Here is a 17,430-nt window from a genome sequence, read left to right on the forward strand (position 1 = left end):
CATCATTTACCCTTTTTGTTGGTTTTCGGGACTTCCTGCTTAGCCGCTTCCAGTGATTCAGGTGTTTCAGGTGCTGAGTTGTCACTGGCTTCCATATTTGTGGCCACTTTATCTGGATCTTCTTTGCGATTTTCCACACTGATAAACCCGTTTTCTTTATGCAACTGAAATACATGATTATCTTTAAGTTGCGCGTATTGTTCATCACTAATTTCCGTGACACGCCCACGCGGGGTATACATGTGCTTAGTCATGATGTTGGCTTGACCTGCAATAAACACCTTGCCGTCTTTAACGGAGTAATTTTGGTCGTTTGATAATGTGCAATAAACGTAGAGAGACATGGCTTTCTCCAATAAAAAAGCCCTCAAATGAGGGCGTAAAAAAGGAAGTGGTTAAGTTAGATGCCCGTTAGACGGGTGATCGCCCAAGGGCGCGTGACAAAGACACCGGCTGTTGCATTAGTCGCATCCTCTAAATAACCTTTAATCTGAGCTTGTGAACCCAGTAATTGGTACTTAACCGGCACGACTTGCAAGATTGTCGCGCTGGTTGCGGTTGAGCCATCATCTACAGTGTCAGCGAACATATACGCCACATCAGCCCCACCATTCGCGCCGACAAACTCAGGCGAAAACACAAAGCGCATGTTTGGATAGTTCTCTTTCACCCACTGATACACGGTCTCACCACGCGCCACTGGGTTAGCGACATTTAGTGCTGAACGGTAGCCCAACGGCAATGTTAAGGTGATATTGATATCATCTTTGATAATACCGCCAGAGCTAATTTCAATGCGTGAGAACATGTCCGTAATATCTTTGGTGATATCCACAAACGTACCGCCTTTCCACTTTTTCGATGCGGTTTCATAAGCCGGTAAATTAGGCTCATTTAACAGACCGAAAACACGGGTTTCAGGAGCATTAAAACCGTAATAACCGATGCGCTCACGACCTTGCTCTAAGGACTCAGCCACCGCATTACGTTTCTCTGCCGCTGATTCAAACCCTGCAGCAGACTGGCGAGCTTCCTCTAACTTACCGACTTGGAAGCCTTGTTCAAAACGGACGATGCCGCGACGCTCTTGGTCTTGAATGTAAGATGCTAACGGCACGTTGGTATGATCACCGTAGAGCTCAGCTTTACCAGTTGGTGTTGCTACGTTTAAGATGATTTCTTCATCGTGCCATTCACCGGCATTCAATACACCGGTAATTTCATCCAGCACTCGAACGCGAGTTGCAGTACGAATCAGACCAGGGAGAACGTGCTGTAACATCTCGCGCTGAATTAGCCCGCCTTGCACTGCTGCGCCGCTAATTGCGGAGTCCATTGCAGCCAGTCCACCAAAGCCGATTTTGTCTAACTCTTCGTATGTCCACTTCTGAGCGGGATTGATATTAAGCTGTCCTTTTTCTTTAACTTTACGACCGGACATATAAAACTTTTGCTTGCTAACTGGCATTATTCACCTTCCTTTACTGCCACTGGGTATGGAATTTCAGTTAAGCGAATAACGCTCAAATGGGCTGATTCGCTGGATTCAACGTGACGACTAACAAAACCAATCACGCGGTCACCAGCTGCTGGAGCAAGCTTGGAGGAAAGTGAGCCATCCGTTTCATCAAAGACAACTGGCGCATTGATCTTACCTACCCCCTCTTCGAGTTCGACATAGACTTCGCCCATTGCTAAAAACTCACCTTGCGTACCGTTACGTGCATAACCTACTTCAACACGATATGCTTTCGGGTTAATCATGATCCCAGCAAATGCGCCATCACCTCCAACTTGAACAGACTCAACGGAATCATCTTTGTAAGTGAAAGCGCGACCGAAAATGTTTTCTTTCTCATCTTTTGAACTGAGAATTGCCGCTACTGCGCGAATCGGGCCTGCATGGCTGATTTCACCCACCACGCCAGACGTTAAGCCATGCGCCACTGATTTAGGAATTGCCATTATTTAGCTCCCCATTTATCCATAATTGATTGATTGCTAACCGCAGAGTCCATCGTTGCCGTGGCTTTCTGAGAATCCGGTACGCGCCCCTGCATCCATGCATCTAAAGCAATAGATTCATTGCCCTTACCGCATTGGATGCCTAATTTATTAACGCCATACTCCGCCACTTGCTGCTTAGTCATAGTTGCATGGTCGAAAACGCCAATGAACGGGGTAAGCTTATGCGCTAATGAATCACGCTCACCGATTTGCTTTAACAGCGTACCAGTGTCCATTGTTGGCTTTGATGCTTCCAAGCGCTTAATCTTGCGCTTTAAAGATGCAATCTCGTCCATCGTACCGATGCCGCTTTTTAAGCGCTTAATGCGGCGATTTAAGCTATCAGTTGTTGCTTGGTCGAGATGCTCTTTGGCTTCTTCGATAGCTTCAACAGCGGTTTCAATCGCAACCTCAGCAGCTTCTACGGCTTCAGGTGCACCCGTTGAGGCTTCTTCCGCTGCAACTTCGGCAGCTGCTACGGCTTCTTCCGCTTTTTGCTCTTCTTCCGGATCAGCATCAGTGGATTTTTTTTCTTCTTCCGGATCTTCGTCGGTTGAAGGTTTAGTTTGTGCAATCACCTCTGCAATAATGCTTTTCAGCGCAGTGACTTGCTCCGCTGTAAACGCACCTTCATCAGCGGTTTGCTTCTCTTTGTTTTCTTCTTCGTTCATGCGAATAAGTTCCTTTGTGTCGATAGTGATAACGAGGTGATCTTGCACAGCGACGTCAGGGCCGGTTCGCCCTTCATCCACTAATGCGAGGTGATTGCCACGTATGTGGCGCTGAACAACTTCATACGCTTCCCCTTCATACACACCGGGGCTGTCGAAGTCATACTTGCTGCGGTAGCCGGGTGAAAGGTCGATTTTGCCGCTGTCGATATTGCTAAGTGCGACATCAGAAAAGATTTTGATATTGGCTCTAAGATACGGTGGGTCAAAATACACGTTCTCACCAATAACACCTTGAATGCCTTTCTTCTCCGCAGGGGTGGCATATTTACCCAGCATTTCATGCTCAATAATGAACGGGGTTAACTTGAAAGAGTTGATAGTTTCTTCGCTGGCCAGTTCTTCCGGCGGACGCAATACGCGATAGATTTTATCGGGTACCGGCGCACCAATTTCCGCTCCCAAATAATCAAAAACCCCAACTTTAGAGATGGGGTTGTCTTTTACTTCGAGCCAGCCGTTGTTGTCATAGGTTCGTTTTGTCATGTCTCCTCACCAAAATCGATAACTGGCGTCATAAAACATTTACATTCGCGCAATTGCCCGGGCAATCCTCGCTCACCGGTTTTTTCATCAATCACCGGTGGGTTATCTAGATCGAACTCTTCTCCATTTAGATGCAGATGTAATGCTCTTGGCTCTGCGCTTCCTCCCGAGTGGTTCCAGATGGCTTTACGAATACCCACTGATTTCATGCGTTCATAGTTTGCCGCAGTCGTGATTTTTCGCGTTTGGTCAACAGCGATAACATTCGCTCGTCTTTCCGTGACATTGCCAGTGTGCCTGATTACATCCAATAAGGTTTTCGCACCCTCACCGCCTTGTGAGATAGAGCGCAACGCCGCACTTTCGATACGCTGATGAAATTGAGTAGGAATGGATTTAATCAAAGAGACATTTTCAGCTGTTGCAGCAATTATTTTGTCTTTTAACGCTTCGGGCATCGCGGGTGTTTTAATTGTGATGCCGCCTGAAAGCTGCTTGAGGGAGTCGTCTAAATTACGTTGAGCACCGATATCCACTTGAGAAACAAACTTATCAGCCATGGTGCTCGATTGCGTAGTAAAGATTTTATCCCACTTGCGTTTTAACCGGTTGAGCCAAATACGCGTTTGACTCGCGATACTGGCGTCCATCGTGGCGCCGTCAAAATCATCACTCAGCTCACTAAATACTTTTACATAGTCTTTAATCATTGAACTAATTAAACGCGACATGTCACGTTGATAACGGCTAGATGGTGCTGCTGAGTACTGTAGGGGCTTGCCCTTCAATACTGCTTGGCGGGAGGTTGCCCACTTCGCCTTTTTCGTTCGGACTCGTATTCTCCTCGACATAATCGTCCTCGTTTACATCAATGCCGTAATAGCTAGACTCTTTATCGGCTGCGAGTTTTTTACGAATATCTAACCCATCAATCGCGCCAGTAGCCGCTAGAGCCGCATCAGTCTGAGCTGATTTCAACTCAATATCTGCACTCTCTGCTGCCGTTGGGCTATCGAGTGGCGCCCACGTGACCGATATTTCAGTCAGCGGTAGATCTTCGCTACGCATCAACATGTCGTAATGGCGCTGTAAAAGTTCGTCTAAGTCGTTTGATTGGACGCTTTCTAGCTCTTCACGGTAGTTCGATTCTTCATACTCACCCGTGGCATTAAAACCTTTTGGTGTAGTACCTAGTAACTTAGTAGCGGGTACATTTGCTGCCGCAGCCACCAGCTGGTATTGCGTCATAATGGTGGCATCTAAATCCGCTAGCGAGGTATCGAACTGCTGAGCTACATCGTCCTTACCCATCATTTGCACGCCGTAGTTATCGCGCATTTCCATGAAATACATAATGTTTTCTTGGATTGTGTTCTTATCAGCACCTTCAGGGTCTGCCATGCCAATGGTTAATAACCGCTTAGTCATCGCCAGTTGTGGCGCTTCATTGGCTGTGCGTTCTGATGCATAGACACGCTCATAAATACGCTCTGGTACCGAAACGCCGAAATAGTTATACAGCGGCTTTAGCACATTAGGCACAGGAAACGGCACAAACTTAACAAAGTGCGACTTATGGTATTTACGTCCACCAATGACATAATACGTCGGCTCGTAGAAATCCATACTTGCCGGGTCTTGAATGTTGGAGTCGGTTAAATCAGGCGTCACCCATTGTGGGTCAATTTGCTTAATCCCCTTGTACATCCCCTTGGTCACACCATCGAGATTAAACGGGTTTTCATACCACTCTTTAGGGTTTGAGGTTTCCACCACGAATAGAGCCAATCGGCCACCGTACACGCGGCCAAAGTGAATTAGCTCCTTTAGTTGATGTTGTATGCGATACTTTTTATCGCGCTTGCGTAGCTTCTTGCTAATGGCACTGTCATCGTCATTATCGCAATCAACAACATAGCCCTGACGGATAGCATCACGAGCAGGCATGTTGCAGGCCTTATCAACTAGCCAATGCTTCGCAATAATGGCGCACATATTGTTGCCAATAAACATTTGCGAGGCATACCAAGCCGCCTGTGACTCGGGAACGCCATAAACTTGCTCACCTTTGAATGACGGCACGGAAGTGTCAATACTGTCCATCCCCACACCGTTAATCACTGGCTGAGGCAAGTCTAACCCGTTAAATCCATTCTCTCTTGCTAATGCAGGGTACAAATCTGTGGTAAATGCTGACCGCTTAGGCGGTGCAATCTGCTCTGCAATTTTTCGCCTTTTAAACGGCCACATAGAATTACCTCTTGGTTGTAAAGAAACCGCCTTTTTTCTTCTGGTATAAATCACGCAGCGCCTGTGTCATCGCATCCACCGTATCGTCATGACCAGCGAATGGGAACGTGGTAATTTCCTCCACGGTTTCCACTATCCACGGCGCAATATCTTTGTGCGGTAACCACACGTTGCCTGCCTCCCATTCAGCAGTGCAGGCGTGGGCGCGCGCGATTTTGCTACCATCAGGCTCAACAGGAATTAAGCCCGACACGGTCGATTTAAGGGAGTCGATAACTGCAGGGCCATTGGCTTTGTCTTCCACCAACTTACGGCGCCCTTCAGGGAATTTTTCAGCTAGCAGCTTTACGGCATCCTTAGTTTGAGTAAAGCTCATGCGTTTTCGGATTTGATAGAGCAAATAGGCATTAGCATCTTTCTTGCCCCAAACCTGCCCAACTACATAGTCGGTACCGTCGCTATCTTTAAAAGTCATATCCCAACTATGAATAACCTTGTCGAATTTTTCAGGCAGGTCTTTAGGTAAGTAATAGCGAACAAACTCTTCGTGGAAGATTTGACCATCACCCGGCTTAGGTTTTTGTTGATACATGGCTGACCAGAAGTAATCTCCAAGGATTGCTTTGGTTTCCAGTAGTTTGTCAATTGGGTGTAATTCTGGTACCAGCGCTTCCCCTTGCTCGTTGATAGCAGGAAATGCGAGCACCTTAGTTTCAGGTGCTTTATCTTTTAATTGACCAGATAAGTCATCCGTCGCCCAGCGGGTCGCCATGATGATCTCACCACTGTTTTTTGATAAGCGGGTCTTAAAGGTCGATACGTACCAGTTCCAAATCGATTTTTTAACCGTCGGGCTAAGTGCTTCTTTCGAGTTTTTTATTGGGTCATCGATAATACCTAGATCAACTTTCTTACCCGTTAATGGCCCACCCACACCGGCACATACATAGCTGCCTTTGTGATTGGCAATGCCGAACTCGTCCGAATTGCGTTTAACAGCAATACCATTCTCGGGCTTATTGCCTAACCAACTATTCGGAAACAATGCACGATATTCAGCCGACATCATGATCCGCTGAACATCGGTATTCATATCACCGGCTAAATCAGAGGAATACGACAACGCCCCAACGCGCATGTTGGGGTATTTACCAAAGAAGTAGGCTGGAAGATAACGCGAAACAATATCAGACTTACCATGTTGCGGTGGTGCGCCTAATATTAGCTTAGGGCGCTTACCTGCCATCATATCAATCAAGAACTGGTCGAGCGCATCACATACCGTTTGAGAGAAATGGCTCGTGATGTATTCAGGGTTTATATACTGAATGAATTCATGCAAACTACGGCGTGCTATCTCCCTTTCGATCTCTTCATCAAATAAGCTGAAATCGATATCCATAGCCACACCTAAAATGTAAGAAATAGCCCCTTCACTTCAAAATGACAGTGAAATGGGAAATGAGTTTTTGATAACAAATTAGCAACAAATAAAAAGCCCAAATTCAAAAAGAAGACTTAGGCTTTTATCGGTTTAGAGTGACATTTTAATTGAGTTGAAAAGTCGCAGGGCATGTAAGCACCATTATGTTAAATAAGATCAATTTTTCGATTTTTTCCTCAACTGCATAAGCTGCTCAAAACTTAAGTGGCTTAGATCGATTCCTGTTGATTGAATAGGCCCACCATCCGCACCAGTTACTTCAGTTCTGTTTTTCAGCATGCCTAAATGCTGGGCAACCATTTTAAGCGCATCATCTTGATTACGAGTGATCACCTCGACGCCAAACTTACCCTCTTTCACGCCGGCGAATAAACGACGAGCTGCGCCGGCTAAATCGCGCGTATCATGAAAATGCGCACGACCAATACCCGCGCCATTACATCTAGGGCAATCAGGGTTAGGGTCTAACGTGTCATCGTAACCGTAACCACCAACATCTTTTGGAGGCGGTTTATTTGCCGCCGTGGCTTTTTTCACGGCATCTTCATATTCGACCGCATCACGCCACTGGTAATTGAAGCCAAAGCCCCAACAGTGACGACAACACAGCCGGCGATATTCTGTCAGCTCGTTAACGTCTGCTGTCGCAATATCCCACCACATTTTTAACACGGCATCTTGGGTGATTTGAGTTCTACGCTCCCTATCCGCTAGTGCGTCTGTAATTGCGCGATTGACCTTAGCATTTCTGTACATCCGACTGGCGCCAACATATGCAGTATTACCTTCGCCATTTCCGCCGGCTCGCTTATATGCAGCAGTCCTATTTAAATCGACAAGGTACTCATTGACGAATCTGAACTGCATATCGTTAAGCCCGTAATTGCGCAGGTTAAACGTACTTTCATCATCGTACGCGCTATCTTGTTCTCTACTCTGCGCAGTTGGTATTGCGCTATTACATATAGGCTCTTTTGCGCATTCTTTTTCGTGCGCAGTGCGCAATTTCTTGTGCGCAGTTTTTTGCGCAGATTGCGCAGCCGGCTTTTTAATATATCGCCGTGCTGTTGCGTAATTAAGTCCCTGGTCTTCGCAAAACTCTTTAGGGGATATTCCTGATTTAGCATGGTCAGACAGGAACTGTTTTTGTAGCTCGCTCCAATCCGGCTTAGCCATAATATTTTCCTCATAACAAATTAAAAAACTCACCGTAGTGAGCTTTGTGATTTGCAATAAAACCCCGTACTAAGCGAGGTGTTATCTAAACAAAAAATATAGGACCGGTATCAATAGTACAACAGAGCATACCCTGTACCAGATTATCTTTGTTGCTATTTCTTTCTTTATCTTCCTTGCCTGCACATCATCGCTAGACTCTTTAATTTCGTTTTTGTGAGATTCTAATACCTCCCCTTTTACTTGCTCACTTTTTTCTAGCATCTTATGACTTCCTATTGCCATCTTTATAACTACAAACAATATAATTATTGGTATCGCAAGAAGAGCCATAACATCGAACCATGAAATCATTAGTTACCCCCTTTTTTGAGAGATACTAACACTAGCTAAATATAATGAATAACGCATATTTGACTTATGTATAAGAAAGGGGATGTTCATCAAAGCTCTAATCTGACCATCTGCTTGAGATTACTACCTTTTTCAGATTGTGGTCATTCATGATTAACGTATAGTGACGTCACATTCATGAACTATTATTCTCTACTTTGCCCCGATATCTGGGGCATTTCTTTGTTGTTCAATTTCCCGAATTGCTTTCTTAAAGCTCTGTTAGATATCTTCCATATTTAAACTTGCCACACTTTGCACATCGCCATTCACTACGCTTTCCATTCAGGTATTTGATTTCATCGCCGAATATTTGACGTTTTAAAATATATTCGTGCTTGCAAAATATCTTTTTGAATACGCTCATTGTGAACACTCCGTTCTAATGTAATCTTGCAAGCCAAGTATCATTTGTTTGGATTCAGCGATTCGTTGTCTGAGTAACCAATAATTTCCGATAGCGGAGTCAGTAGGTCTGGCGGCTGTTCCATCATCCAAGCTGGAGGTGGAATCGGTTTCGGCTTTCGGACAACTGGCTCTGATGTACACCCGCTCAGGATTGCGCTCAGCAGCAATACGCAACTGGTCAATTTCAGCTTTTGCATTTGTGAGTTCCGTTGTGTGTTTGGTGTCGAGTTCGTAAAGAGAGTCGATGCGCTTTTGGTAGTCCACATTTATGGCTATTTGCTCTGAAAGTTGGCTATTAAGTTGCTCATTTTCATTGGTGAGCTTTTGGTTTTTACTAACTTCCCAATTAAGCAAACCACCCAGAACAATAACGCCGATTAACGCTATCGCGGTCGCTTTCCAGTTCATATCATGACTCTTTCACTGACAGCGCAGCATCACCGATTGGCAGCGGTCGGGTATCGATTTCCACGCCTTCTGGATAACAGTAACCAGTTACACGGTCCGTCTTAAACGCTTTGATGTTAACAGCATCGGATTGATTACCGCCCAATACCAGTAATGAGCCTGATTCTGTTTTGCCAACAACGAAACCGACATGACCACCACCATCACGAGAGAAAGTTACAACACACCCATATTTAGGTTCGGATAATTTCATACCGTAATTCAGGTATGAACGAGATGAGTCAGAGCGAGTCGAACGAATACCAGCACGCTCTAACATGGCATTGACGAAGCCAGCACACCAAGGAACTTCACGAGCCGTGCCAACTAAGCCGCGCAACTTACTATCAATCCACATCTGGTCGACTGCTTTTGAGCCTGAATCGGTATGTTCAGATACACCAATTTCTTTTCTGGCTTCAAGGAGCCATTTAGGTTCTGTCATTTCTTCACCTTAAAAGTAAATGGTCGCATCATCAGCAACCCGATTGATTTAACTTTTTCTATAAGTTTGCTGATAACAACAATAGACATAATGTTGCCACCGGCAGAGAAAATAACGAGGAAGATAACACCATCAAAAAGCACATCTGATGGTGCAGAAATACGATCACCAACTAAGGTCTCGTATATTTGATAAACCCAGCAAATAAACAGAGCGGTACCAACAATAGAGTCACGATGTTTTGCATACCGACAAAGGAATACCGTTACCGCAGACGCCAGCAAAAGAAAAATATCGACTGTTTCAAGTGGGTGACTGTCTACCCAGAGCGAAATGCTATTTAAGTAATTAAGGACGGCACTCATTAGCTACCTCCTTTATTTCGCCAATCTTTAATGGCTTGCGTGACACTGCTGAAGTTTTTATCTATCGAGGTAAAGACCCGGCTAAATAGCTTTTTGAGGTTATCTCTATTTGCAGCAAGAACGAGGACCGGGATAAGCAATGCCGAAATAACAATTGCCATTATTTTGGGGCTAATATCCCAACTCCATATCTGCGAAATAACATCAGAAGCCTCTTTAGCAATAAGGATCCCCGCGCCAAGAGCTAAAATGAAATGAAGTATCTTTCGCCGGTTATTATCTCTGGATGCAATGACTGAGGCTGATGCTCCGATAATAGCTCCCAGCACGACGCCATAGTCGGCACCAATAAGGAACCCACCCATAGCACCGCCACCAGCAGCACCGAGGGTTATCCCTATTGATGTGCTCATAAATAATTTGTTCTCTATGGAATTTAGATAATAAAAAAGCCACGCATTGCGCAGCTTAGAATAAGTGCCAGTTGAGCGACTGGCAGCGCTTTACCTTATCTGATATTGTTAAATCGCCAAACGTAACAATTCAAAAGGGAAAGTATATGATTGATTCAAACCTAACTCAGGTCCCATCAGTACCCTCTCTAGGAAACATCAAAAAAATAAAAGCTGATATAAATAATTATAAGAAATCTATCAAAGATATGAAGGATAATATGTTAAAACCATCCGTATCTTTGTGGGTTATATTTGCTGCGTCCACTTTTAGTGGAATCCCTGACGATACATTAAAAATAATAGCTTATATATTGGGGTTTTATTTTTATTATAAAGTAGTCAAAACAGGTGATTCGGCTCTAATCAAAAAACCCAAATATGACAATATTCAAAATATAAAAAAATCATTACTTTCTGAAATAAATTTATTGCCAGATGGAAAGTGCAAGAAAAGGATGCTGAAATGCACTAAACGCATTCAGAAAAAGCATGAGAACTTTTTTGAGAAAAATCCCAAGTCATGGTTTGGAATCAAAAGAACTCCTTTAGTCTTCGTTGCATCATATATTTTCTATGTTACTTGTTTTTTAGACTCTATTTATATTTTGATTTAATTAGTAAATTGTTTTTCAGAATGCTATCAGGTCCTTTCTGAAACAAGGTTCATTCAACTTTGATTACAACTTCATGTCATTATTTGCCCCTGAAAGCAAAAAACCCCGCACAATGGCGAGGTTTTTAATTCCTTTACTGCTTTGCGTGTATAGCTTCGCGCAGCGTATACCAAAATATTAACTTCATTGTTCAAAAAGTCAATGATTTATTCAGAATAATGATAACCCCGATCAAATTCATCACACATTGGTCGATAAAGCATAAATTCAGCAATAGACAACCAAGCCTTAATTCGCCTTCTACACGTTGATAATGATATAGATGGCTTACTCTCATGTAATTCAAGAGCTAGTGCATAATATGATTTTTTGTATATATAATGCTGCTTCAAGACATTTAACAATCCTTGATCATGTGCAAAAACAGCGCTTATTACCTTATCCATTTTCCCACCTTCGGTATCACTGCAGAACCACATATTGCTAAGTGTTTTCTTATCCTGGTACTCTTCCAAAAAAAGCTGCAAGGTTTCCTCTGATAGTCCTTCTTTTTTCATTCTTTGCATTGCATCTTTAAGGGCTTTCTTTGTAATTTTCGGTTCTGTTAATAATCGCTGAAAAATACCTGCAGCTTTAGGGGATTTGCTAAACGCAGACCAACAACCCCACATTGTTAATCTCCCACGGATCCACGTACTCTCTAATGTGCGCAATCTTAAATGTTCACCACTCTTGCCGCTTGTCTCTGGATATATCATGTTAATACCTCAACTTCTTTATTTATCAATATTGCTAGACGCGACAAGCGCGTAATGCCATTACTTCAATTTTGGTTTGCTCGAGCAACTCTACTTCCGTACCGTGAATTTCTTGCCATGATTTAGGCGCTGCATGAAATCCAGTGTCATAGCTGGCGCGGTGGTGAGGTGGACATAACGGTAAAACATCTTTGTGGCTAGCTCGTTGAGCCATGCCCTGCCCCGTTCTCACGTGATGAATTTCTGCGAGACTTGCCCCGTACCCCATATTGCGACAGCAAATACAGCCGAGTTCCGCTACATCTGATAGCCATTGTTTATCTTCTTTGGTCTTTGATTTGGTCATTGGTTTTGCCTCTAGGTAAAATCTAATAACTGAGCCGCAACATTTTCAGCAGCTTCTTGGGTAGGAAATTTACGGAATAGAATGAAGTTCCAGAGTACATCGAGTGTGGCTTTGTAGAGTTCGCCAAAGGCTAGGTCATCCATTTTGGCAAAGCTGATTGATTTAGCGACGCGGCGTAAGCTGCCATCCGGCATCTCAAAGGTTTCATAGTGACCAGATTGCTCTACTACCCAATAACGGAAAGCATCAAAGGATTTAGCCGCTGATATATTGTGGGCGCGTTTCTGTGCTATATCATCGAGATAAACATCTGCAGCTGATTGGAGGGCATCATCATTATCGGTGTAGTGAGCGAGGAATTTAACGTAACTACATACTAGCTCTTTTTCTTCAGGTGAAATGGTACCGCCGGTTGGTTCCCAGTATTCATATCCGAGGTTAAGCAATGCGAAGTATTTACGGTGGAATCGTGGGTTTCGTGCTTTCTTAAAATCAGCATAAAGCACATCACCACATTTGATTTTTGAATGCAAAAAATCTCTCGCAGCGGGATTAGCCGGTACAAGAGTGTCGTTAGACATTTTGATAAAGCCATGCTGTGCCATACTTTTTCTCTCAGTAGACACAGCAAGTGTTTAGAATTGGGTGTTCAGACCAATACCTTATTTTAGAGACTATTCAAAATAAAATCTATGTACTTATGTCATTATCTCGTTTGTAATGAATTTAATTTTGCATAAAAAGCATCAAGGGAACAGACGTAAACTCACTATTATTAAATGATTAATCCAGTGATGTATCATTCAGTTCTAGCTCAAATGTTCCACCTTTCCGTGGCATCACTTGATCGACCATTTTAATAAAACGGTTCCAGCCATATCCATTAGCGATCGCTAAACGTTGAACCATTATTAAAGAATGTAAGTGCTGGGATAGCATAGGATTACCAACATCATCTGTAAGCCATTGGTGCATTTTGTTTTTTCGCTGACCATTTGATTGTTTAGGTGTTTTTCTTTCAAGCTCTTGAAGAATAGAATCCCCAAGGCGTTCATATACAAGGTCTCTAGTATAATGAGCAACCACACTAAATCGATTTTTGCTCATCCCGCACCAAGGCCAATTTCTTAATTTATAAATATTCTCATAAAACTCATCTGGGAATTTTTTTGCCCAAGCAGCAAGCTCTTTACTTATGATTTTATCAAGATATGCTTGTAACGCGTCCTTAGGACGAATTTCTTGGTAGCCAGTGGCTTCATCGACTAATGCTATAATCCCGACTTTCGCAAGTGACCGAACCAAAATTTCAGCTTTTTGCGCTGTATCCATCTGGTTAGCCTTTAATGCTCCATCCTGACGGGCTTTTAGATAAACATCACAAACTAGCGGCAAAATTGAAGCGTCATAGCCCTCCAGCTCAACACCTGAATTATCTAAATAACGCTCACGTCTGATCACCTCCATAATATCTTGATTTATATATGGAACTAAGTTCGCAGCATCCATGAAAGCGGGGAGTATGATCTCACCATCAAGTGTAGCCCTGACGCCACGGCTGGGACGACCTAGAGCCTTAAACACCGATGACTGAGAAATTATACGTTTCCCATTATTAAGTACAGCTACTTCCAGTTCAGTATCGTTGATCCTTAAAATTCCCTCAAATTGAGCTGCTGGTAAATTTTTTTGGATTCTTTCCCAACGTTTTTTGGCTGCATTTTGAGCGACTTTTTTCCTCTCATCTGCAGTCAATTTATCAGCTCGAGCTTTACCGCCTTTAGCTTGGGGTGATTCATCTTTAATGGTCATATGGAAATCCTTGGATGTTTAATATAACTATTATCATCTCTTAACCACATTTCAGCAAGCAATATTTATAATTATGCTTGCTTACTTTATCCAACATCTCGCATTAATATGACTATAAGATTTGATGTTATACTGAATAATATAATAATTAGATCAAGTCGATGCCTATTCAATAGATACTAAAACTAAATGACTAACTTCAGTTCATTCCAACCTCTTGTTAACCAACACTCACTATCACCATCTAAACAGCATTCCGTTATTGGTACCCGTTCACCACATTTACCACAACAACGGTTATGCGGTAATCCATCAGGTAAATATTTACCTGACATAATCACCTCGGCTTTTGAGGTTTCGGCTCGGGTTGATAAGGTGCCTTGGTTCTTGCCCTTGCGGCAGAATTAAAGCGTTCAATGTGGCACGGAGAATGGTCTAAACCATCATCTGGCAATATAGGGTGATTACTCCGGACGAGTGATTCGCCGGTGATTGGGTCTTTAATTGTCATTTGGTCTGCCTCTTTTGATCTTTTAAAATGCTTTTTCCGCATAGCGCCTTGATTTAGTGCTTTGAGATTGTTGTTGCATTTTGGACACTTCAGCCGCTGTAATTTGGTCGGTTGGCATGTAGTGGCCTTTTTTAAACTCTTGATAAATAGTGCCCGTTTCACCATGACGGTTTTTATCAATAATAACTTCTGCGTAATTTTTAGCAGGGCTATTGGGGTTATAAACAACATCACGATAAGTAAATAAAATATAATCTGCGTCTTGCTCTAAACTGCCTGAATCTCGTAAGTCTGCTGCTACCGGTCGGCGTTGGTTTAATGGCCGTTTATCAACATCACGTGAGAGCTGGCTTAGTGCGATTGTTGGTGTGTGTAGTCGCTTGGCTAACCCTTTTAGCCCCGCTGAAATTGCCGCTATAGCGAGGTCGTTACGTTCTGCTTTTGGCTTTTTAATTAAACCTAAGTAATCAACAAAAACCCCTTTCAAATTGGGATATTGTCGCTTATGGTTTTCGCTAATTGCGCATATTTGCTCAACGGTTAAATTGTTTGCATCTATGATGTGAATATCTCGATCCATCAAATGAGCTAGCCCTGAACTTAACCGAGCCCAATCTTCATCATGTAATTGCGCTTTTCTCAATGTTGATACTGATAATTGGGATGAACCGGCAATCATACGCTCAGCGATTTGCTGATTAGCCATTTCCATGGAAAACAACAAAACACCGCCGCCATCCCGAGTCATACCCTCTATCATGGTTAGCGCTAATTCAGTTTTACCCATTCCTGGTCTACCGCCGATAAATACCAAATCAGTTGGGTTGAAGCCCCCGATTTTGTCATCTAAGGCCTCTATTCCTGTTTTGATCATACCACTAACATCTTCACCCAAATTTCTGCGCTCGAGGACTTCGACATATCCTTCAATCAGTGTATTTAGATGAACGGGTAACAAGTTTTGGCTACCGGCAGTGAGCTGACCAATCTGATTGGCAAACTGGTTAATCAACTCTTCTGCTTGCTCATGATTACCTGCCTCAGTGATAACGGTCTGATATTTAGCGATCAGCTGAATGACTTGGCGAACACGGAAGTAACTATGAACTTTGGATGCGTACCCTTTCAGATTAGCTTTCCACACCGGTGATTTGGCAAGCTCCAGTAAATTGGCTAGATCGCCCTTATCACCTAAAGCATCCGCAATAAAAAACGGGTCAATTAACGAACTTGTTAGCGCTTGTTTTTTTATCTCTCGATAAACACGCTGATAATAACTTGAGCTAAATGCCTCTTCGGGTAATGTAGCCAATACCTCATAAGCATCTTGAGAAGCACCACCAGCAAGAAAGCCACTGATTACAGCTCCTTCTAAATCGCGCTCATCCATCATGAATGATTACCTCTGCGGTATGTTGGCCAATTGAATGTCAGTACGGTACCGCCCTGTAATAATCGGTCTACTACGCGTTCGCCAAGCATTTCTTCCAACTCATTCAACGGTAAATTGCTAACTAAAATAGTCGGCAATAAATACTCATACCGATCATTAATCACTTCGAACAAAATATTTCGTTCTGAGTCAGTGCCGTACTGGACACCGATTTCATCAATTATCAACAGGTCGGGATCACAATATTTTGCTAACACATCCAGTTCACTAAATTCTGAATTTCCTGACCATGTTCTACGAAATGCGCGAATGATACGTGCCGCTGTAGTGATAAATACCGATTCTTGCAAATCTACGGCGATCTCACGGGCGATCGCTACTGCAAGATGGGTTTTACCAGTCCCGGGCATTCCGCACAGTACAAGTCCCTCTCCTGCGTTTTTTCTGTCATCCCACGTTTCTACGTACTGCTTGCAAATCATGAGATTGTGTTTAGCCGGTTGCGTGGCAGCTTTGAATGTTTCAAATGTCTCATCAGCAAAGCGCGGGGGAATATTCACACTAACCAATAAATCTTGTTCAGGCATTTTTACCTCCCACAAACCAGTGCGGATCCTGAGATTCATAGTGCTTGTCTCCAAACCCAGTGTGAGAATTAGGTTTGCTAACCTTAGCTATGGTTTTCTCTGGAAATATCCCCTGCCAACCATTGGCAATCGAATTACAAATCACAGCATTAGCATCGCTACAGCCAGACAGTTTCTTAGCCAGTTGTTTGCATGTTGTTTCTGTCAGCGGTTTCCTGATTTCTTTTCGGAAATTAATCCAATCCTGCCAAACCTCCTCACTCACGTTTTCTGGTTTAGCAAGTAATGGATTGAATTTTACTTTTTTCTCTCCCTTTTCCCCCTTGGGGGTAAGGGGGTATTTATTAGGTTCAATGATAGGTTCATTGACTGGTTCAAAAGAGTGACTGGTTCTGGTGTCATCTGACGGCATAGGGGGTCTGCTTTCTGGCGGCATAGCTATGCTTTTTGACGGCATAGGGCTATCACCATTTGATATAGCTATGCTTTTTGGTGGCATAGGGGCTATGCTTTTTGACGACATAGGGTTAGATAAATCTAAATAGTAAATATTAGAGGTATTTCCTTTCCCATTGTTAATACCTAGTCTATTTTCTTTTACCAATAGCCCCATATCGATTAATGCTTCAATGTGTGTACGAACCGCACTTTTACTACACTCGCAGTGTTCAGCGATATGTTGATAAGAAGGCCAGCACTCCCCCTTATCATTTGCATTGTCAGCCAGTTTTATTAATACGAGTTTGCGTAGTGGGTTTCCCACCTTAATTGACATGGCTTTAGCCATTAATGTCATGCTCAT

General features: G+C 43.2%; 22 protein-coding genes. 1 reads left to right on the forward strand and 21 read right to left on the reverse strand.

The genetic code is table 11. The features are described 5' to 3' along the window. Positions 1-2: 2 nt before the first annotated feature. From HFU86_RS20185 to HFU86_RS12955, 13 genes are all read right to left on the reverse strand, one after another. The gene (locus HFU86_RS20185) at positions 3-344 is read right to left on the reverse strand and encodes a hypothetical protein (RefSeq protein ID WP_154634582.1); all 342 of its coding nucleotides are present in this window, start codon (positions 342-344) and stop codon (positions 3-5) included. A 56-nt stretch (positions 345-400) separates the two neighbouring features. Continuing rightward, complete coding sequence (locus HFU86_RS12900) at positions 401-1,468, reverse strand: major capsid family protein (RefSeq protein ID WP_187129407.1); 1,068 nt, start codon at positions 1,466-1,468, stop codon at positions 401-403. Then, positions 1,468-1,965 (reverse strand): structural cement protein Gp24, encoded by a 498-nt coding sequence (locus tag HFU86_RS12905; RefSeq protein WP_187129408.1) that lies wholly within the window; start codon positions 1,963-1,965, stop codon positions 1,468-1,470. Before HFU86_RS12905 ends, HFU86_RS12900 begins: the two co-directional genes overlap by 1 nt. Then, complete coding sequence (locus tag HFU86_RS12910; RefSeq protein WP_187129409.1) at positions 1,965-3,224, reverse strand: DUF2213 domain-containing protein; 1,260 nt, start codon at positions 3,222-3,224, stop codon at positions 1,965-1,967. The genes HFU86_RS12905 and HFU86_RS12910 overlap by 1 nt, the downstream gene beginning before the upstream one ends. Beyond that, complete coding sequence (locus HFU86_RS20190; RefSeq protein WP_187129855.1) at positions 3,221-3,934, reverse strand: phage minor head protein; 714 nt, start codon at positions 3,932-3,934, stop codon at positions 3,221-3,223. The genes HFU86_RS12910 and HFU86_RS20190 overlap by 4 nt, the downstream gene beginning before the upstream one ends. Before the next feature lie 37 nt (positions 3,935-3,971). Beyond that, on the reverse strand, positions 3,972-5,474 hold the full coding sequence (locus HFU86_RS12920) for a phage portal protein (RefSeq protein ID WP_187129410.1): 1,503 nt from the start codon (positions 5,472-5,474) through the stop codon (positions 3,972-3,974). A 4-nt stretch (positions 5,475-5,478) separates the two neighbouring features. After that, entirely contained in the window at positions 5,479-6,876 is a 1,398-nt protein-coding gene (terL, locus tag HFU86_RS12925; protein ID WP_187129411.1) for a phage terminase large subunit, read from the reverse strand. A 198-nt stretch (positions 6,877-7,074) separates the two neighbouring features. Next, the gene (locus tag HFU86_RS12930; protein WP_187129412.1) at positions 7,075-8,094 is read right to left on the reverse strand and encodes a terminase small subunit; all 1,020 of its coding nucleotides are present in this window, start codon (positions 8,092-8,094) and stop codon (positions 7,075-7,077) included. A gap of 81 nt (positions 8,095-8,175) precedes the next feature. Next, positions 8,176-8,448, reverse strand: a complete 273-nt coding sequence (locus tag HFU86_RS20195; protein ID WP_154634574.1) for a hypothetical protein — start codon at positions 8,446-8,448, stop codon at positions 8,176-8,178. Between the two features lie 402 nt (positions 8,449-8,850). Beyond that, positions 8,851-9,303, reverse strand: a complete 453-nt coding sequence (locus HFU86_RS12940; protein ID WP_187129413.1) for a lysis protein — start codon at positions 9,301-9,303, stop codon at positions 8,851-8,853. A gap of 1 nt (position 9,304) precedes the next feature. Further along, entirely contained in the window at positions 9,305-9,787 is a 483-nt protein-coding gene (locus tag HFU86_RS12945) for a TIGR02594 family protein (protein WP_187129414.1), read from the reverse strand. After that, entirely contained in the window at positions 9,784-10,152 is a 369-nt protein-coding gene (locus HFU86_RS12950; RefSeq protein ID WP_006661482.1) for a hypothetical protein, read from the reverse strand. The genes HFU86_RS12945 and HFU86_RS12950 overlap by 4 nt, the downstream gene beginning before the upstream one ends. Then, complete coding sequence (locus tag HFU86_RS12955) at positions 10,152-10,565, reverse strand: putative holin (protein WP_006661481.1); 414 nt, start codon at positions 10,563-10,565, stop codon at positions 10,152-10,154. The genes HFU86_RS12950 and HFU86_RS12955 overlap by 1 nt, the downstream gene beginning before the upstream one ends. A 146-nt stretch (positions 10,566-10,711) precedes the next feature. Here HFU86_RS12955 and HFU86_RS12960 point away from each other — a divergent pair, with 146 nt between their 5' ends. Continuing rightward, the gene (locus tag HFU86_RS12960) at positions 10,712-11,221 is read left to right on the forward strand and encodes a hypothetical protein (protein WP_187129415.1); all 510 of its coding nucleotides are present in this window, start codon (positions 10,712-10,714) and stop codon (positions 11,219-11,221) included. Positions 11,222-11,427: 206 nt separating this feature from the next. Here the strand turns inward: HFU86_RS12960 and HFU86_RS12965 are convergent, their stop codons facing one another. The 8 genes from HFU86_RS12965 to HFU86_RS13000 all read right to left on the reverse strand — a co-directional run bounded on the left by HFU86_RS12965 (position 11,428) and on the right by HFU86_RS13000 (position 17,430). Then, positions 11,428-11,979, reverse strand: coding sequence for a DUF1133 family protein (locus HFU86_RS12965; protein ID WP_006660872.1), 552 nt, complete (start codon positions 11,977-11,979; stop codon positions 11,428-11,430). A gap of 34 nt (positions 11,980-12,013) precedes the next feature. After that, positions 12,014-12,325, reverse strand: coding sequence for a Ref family recombination enhancement nuclease (locus HFU86_RS12970; RefSeq protein WP_187129416.1), 312 nt, complete (start codon positions 12,323-12,325; stop codon positions 12,014-12,016). Between the two features lie 11 nt (positions 12,326-12,336). Then, on the reverse strand, positions 12,337-12,930 hold the full coding sequence (locus HFU86_RS12975) for a DUF1367 family protein (RefSeq protein ID WP_187129417.1): 594 nt from the start codon (positions 12,928-12,930) through the stop codon (positions 12,337-12,339). A 178-nt stretch (positions 12,931-13,108) separates the two neighbouring features. Further along, positions 13,109-14,137, reverse strand: a complete 1,029-nt coding sequence (locus HFU86_RS12980) for a P63C domain-containing protein (protein WP_108477982.1) — start codon at positions 14,135-14,137, stop codon at positions 13,109-13,111. Between the two features lie 185 nt (positions 14,138-14,322). Then, on the reverse strand, positions 14,323-14,472 hold the full coding sequence (locus HFU86_RS12985; RefSeq protein WP_187129893.1) for a hypothetical protein: 150 nt from the start codon (positions 14,470-14,472) through the stop codon (positions 14,323-14,325). Between the two features lie 198 nt (positions 14,473-14,670). After that, entirely contained in the window at positions 14,671-16,041 is a 1,371-nt protein-coding gene (locus tag HFU86_RS12990) for a replicative DNA helicase (protein ID WP_187129418.1), read from the reverse strand. Further along, the gene (locus tag HFU86_RS12995; RefSeq protein ID WP_187129419.1) at positions 16,038-16,628 is read right to left on the reverse strand and encodes an ATP-binding protein; all 591 of its coding nucleotides are present in this window, start codon (positions 16,626-16,628) and stop codon (positions 16,038-16,040) included. The genes HFU86_RS12990 and HFU86_RS12995 overlap by 4 nt, the downstream gene beginning before the upstream one ends. Continuing rightward, positions 16,621-17,430, reverse strand: a complete 810-nt coding sequence (locus tag HFU86_RS13000; protein ID WP_187129420.1) for a helix-turn-helix domain-containing protein — start codon at positions 17,428-17,430, stop codon at positions 16,621-16,623. The genes HFU86_RS12995 and HFU86_RS13000 overlap by 8 nt, the downstream gene beginning before the upstream one ends.

This window comes from Providencia sp. JUb39 (genome assembly GCF_012272845.1).
Classification (GTDB): domain Bacteria; phylum Pseudomonadota; class Gammaproteobacteria; order Enterobacterales; family Enterobacteriaceae; genus Providencia; species Providencia lanzhouensis.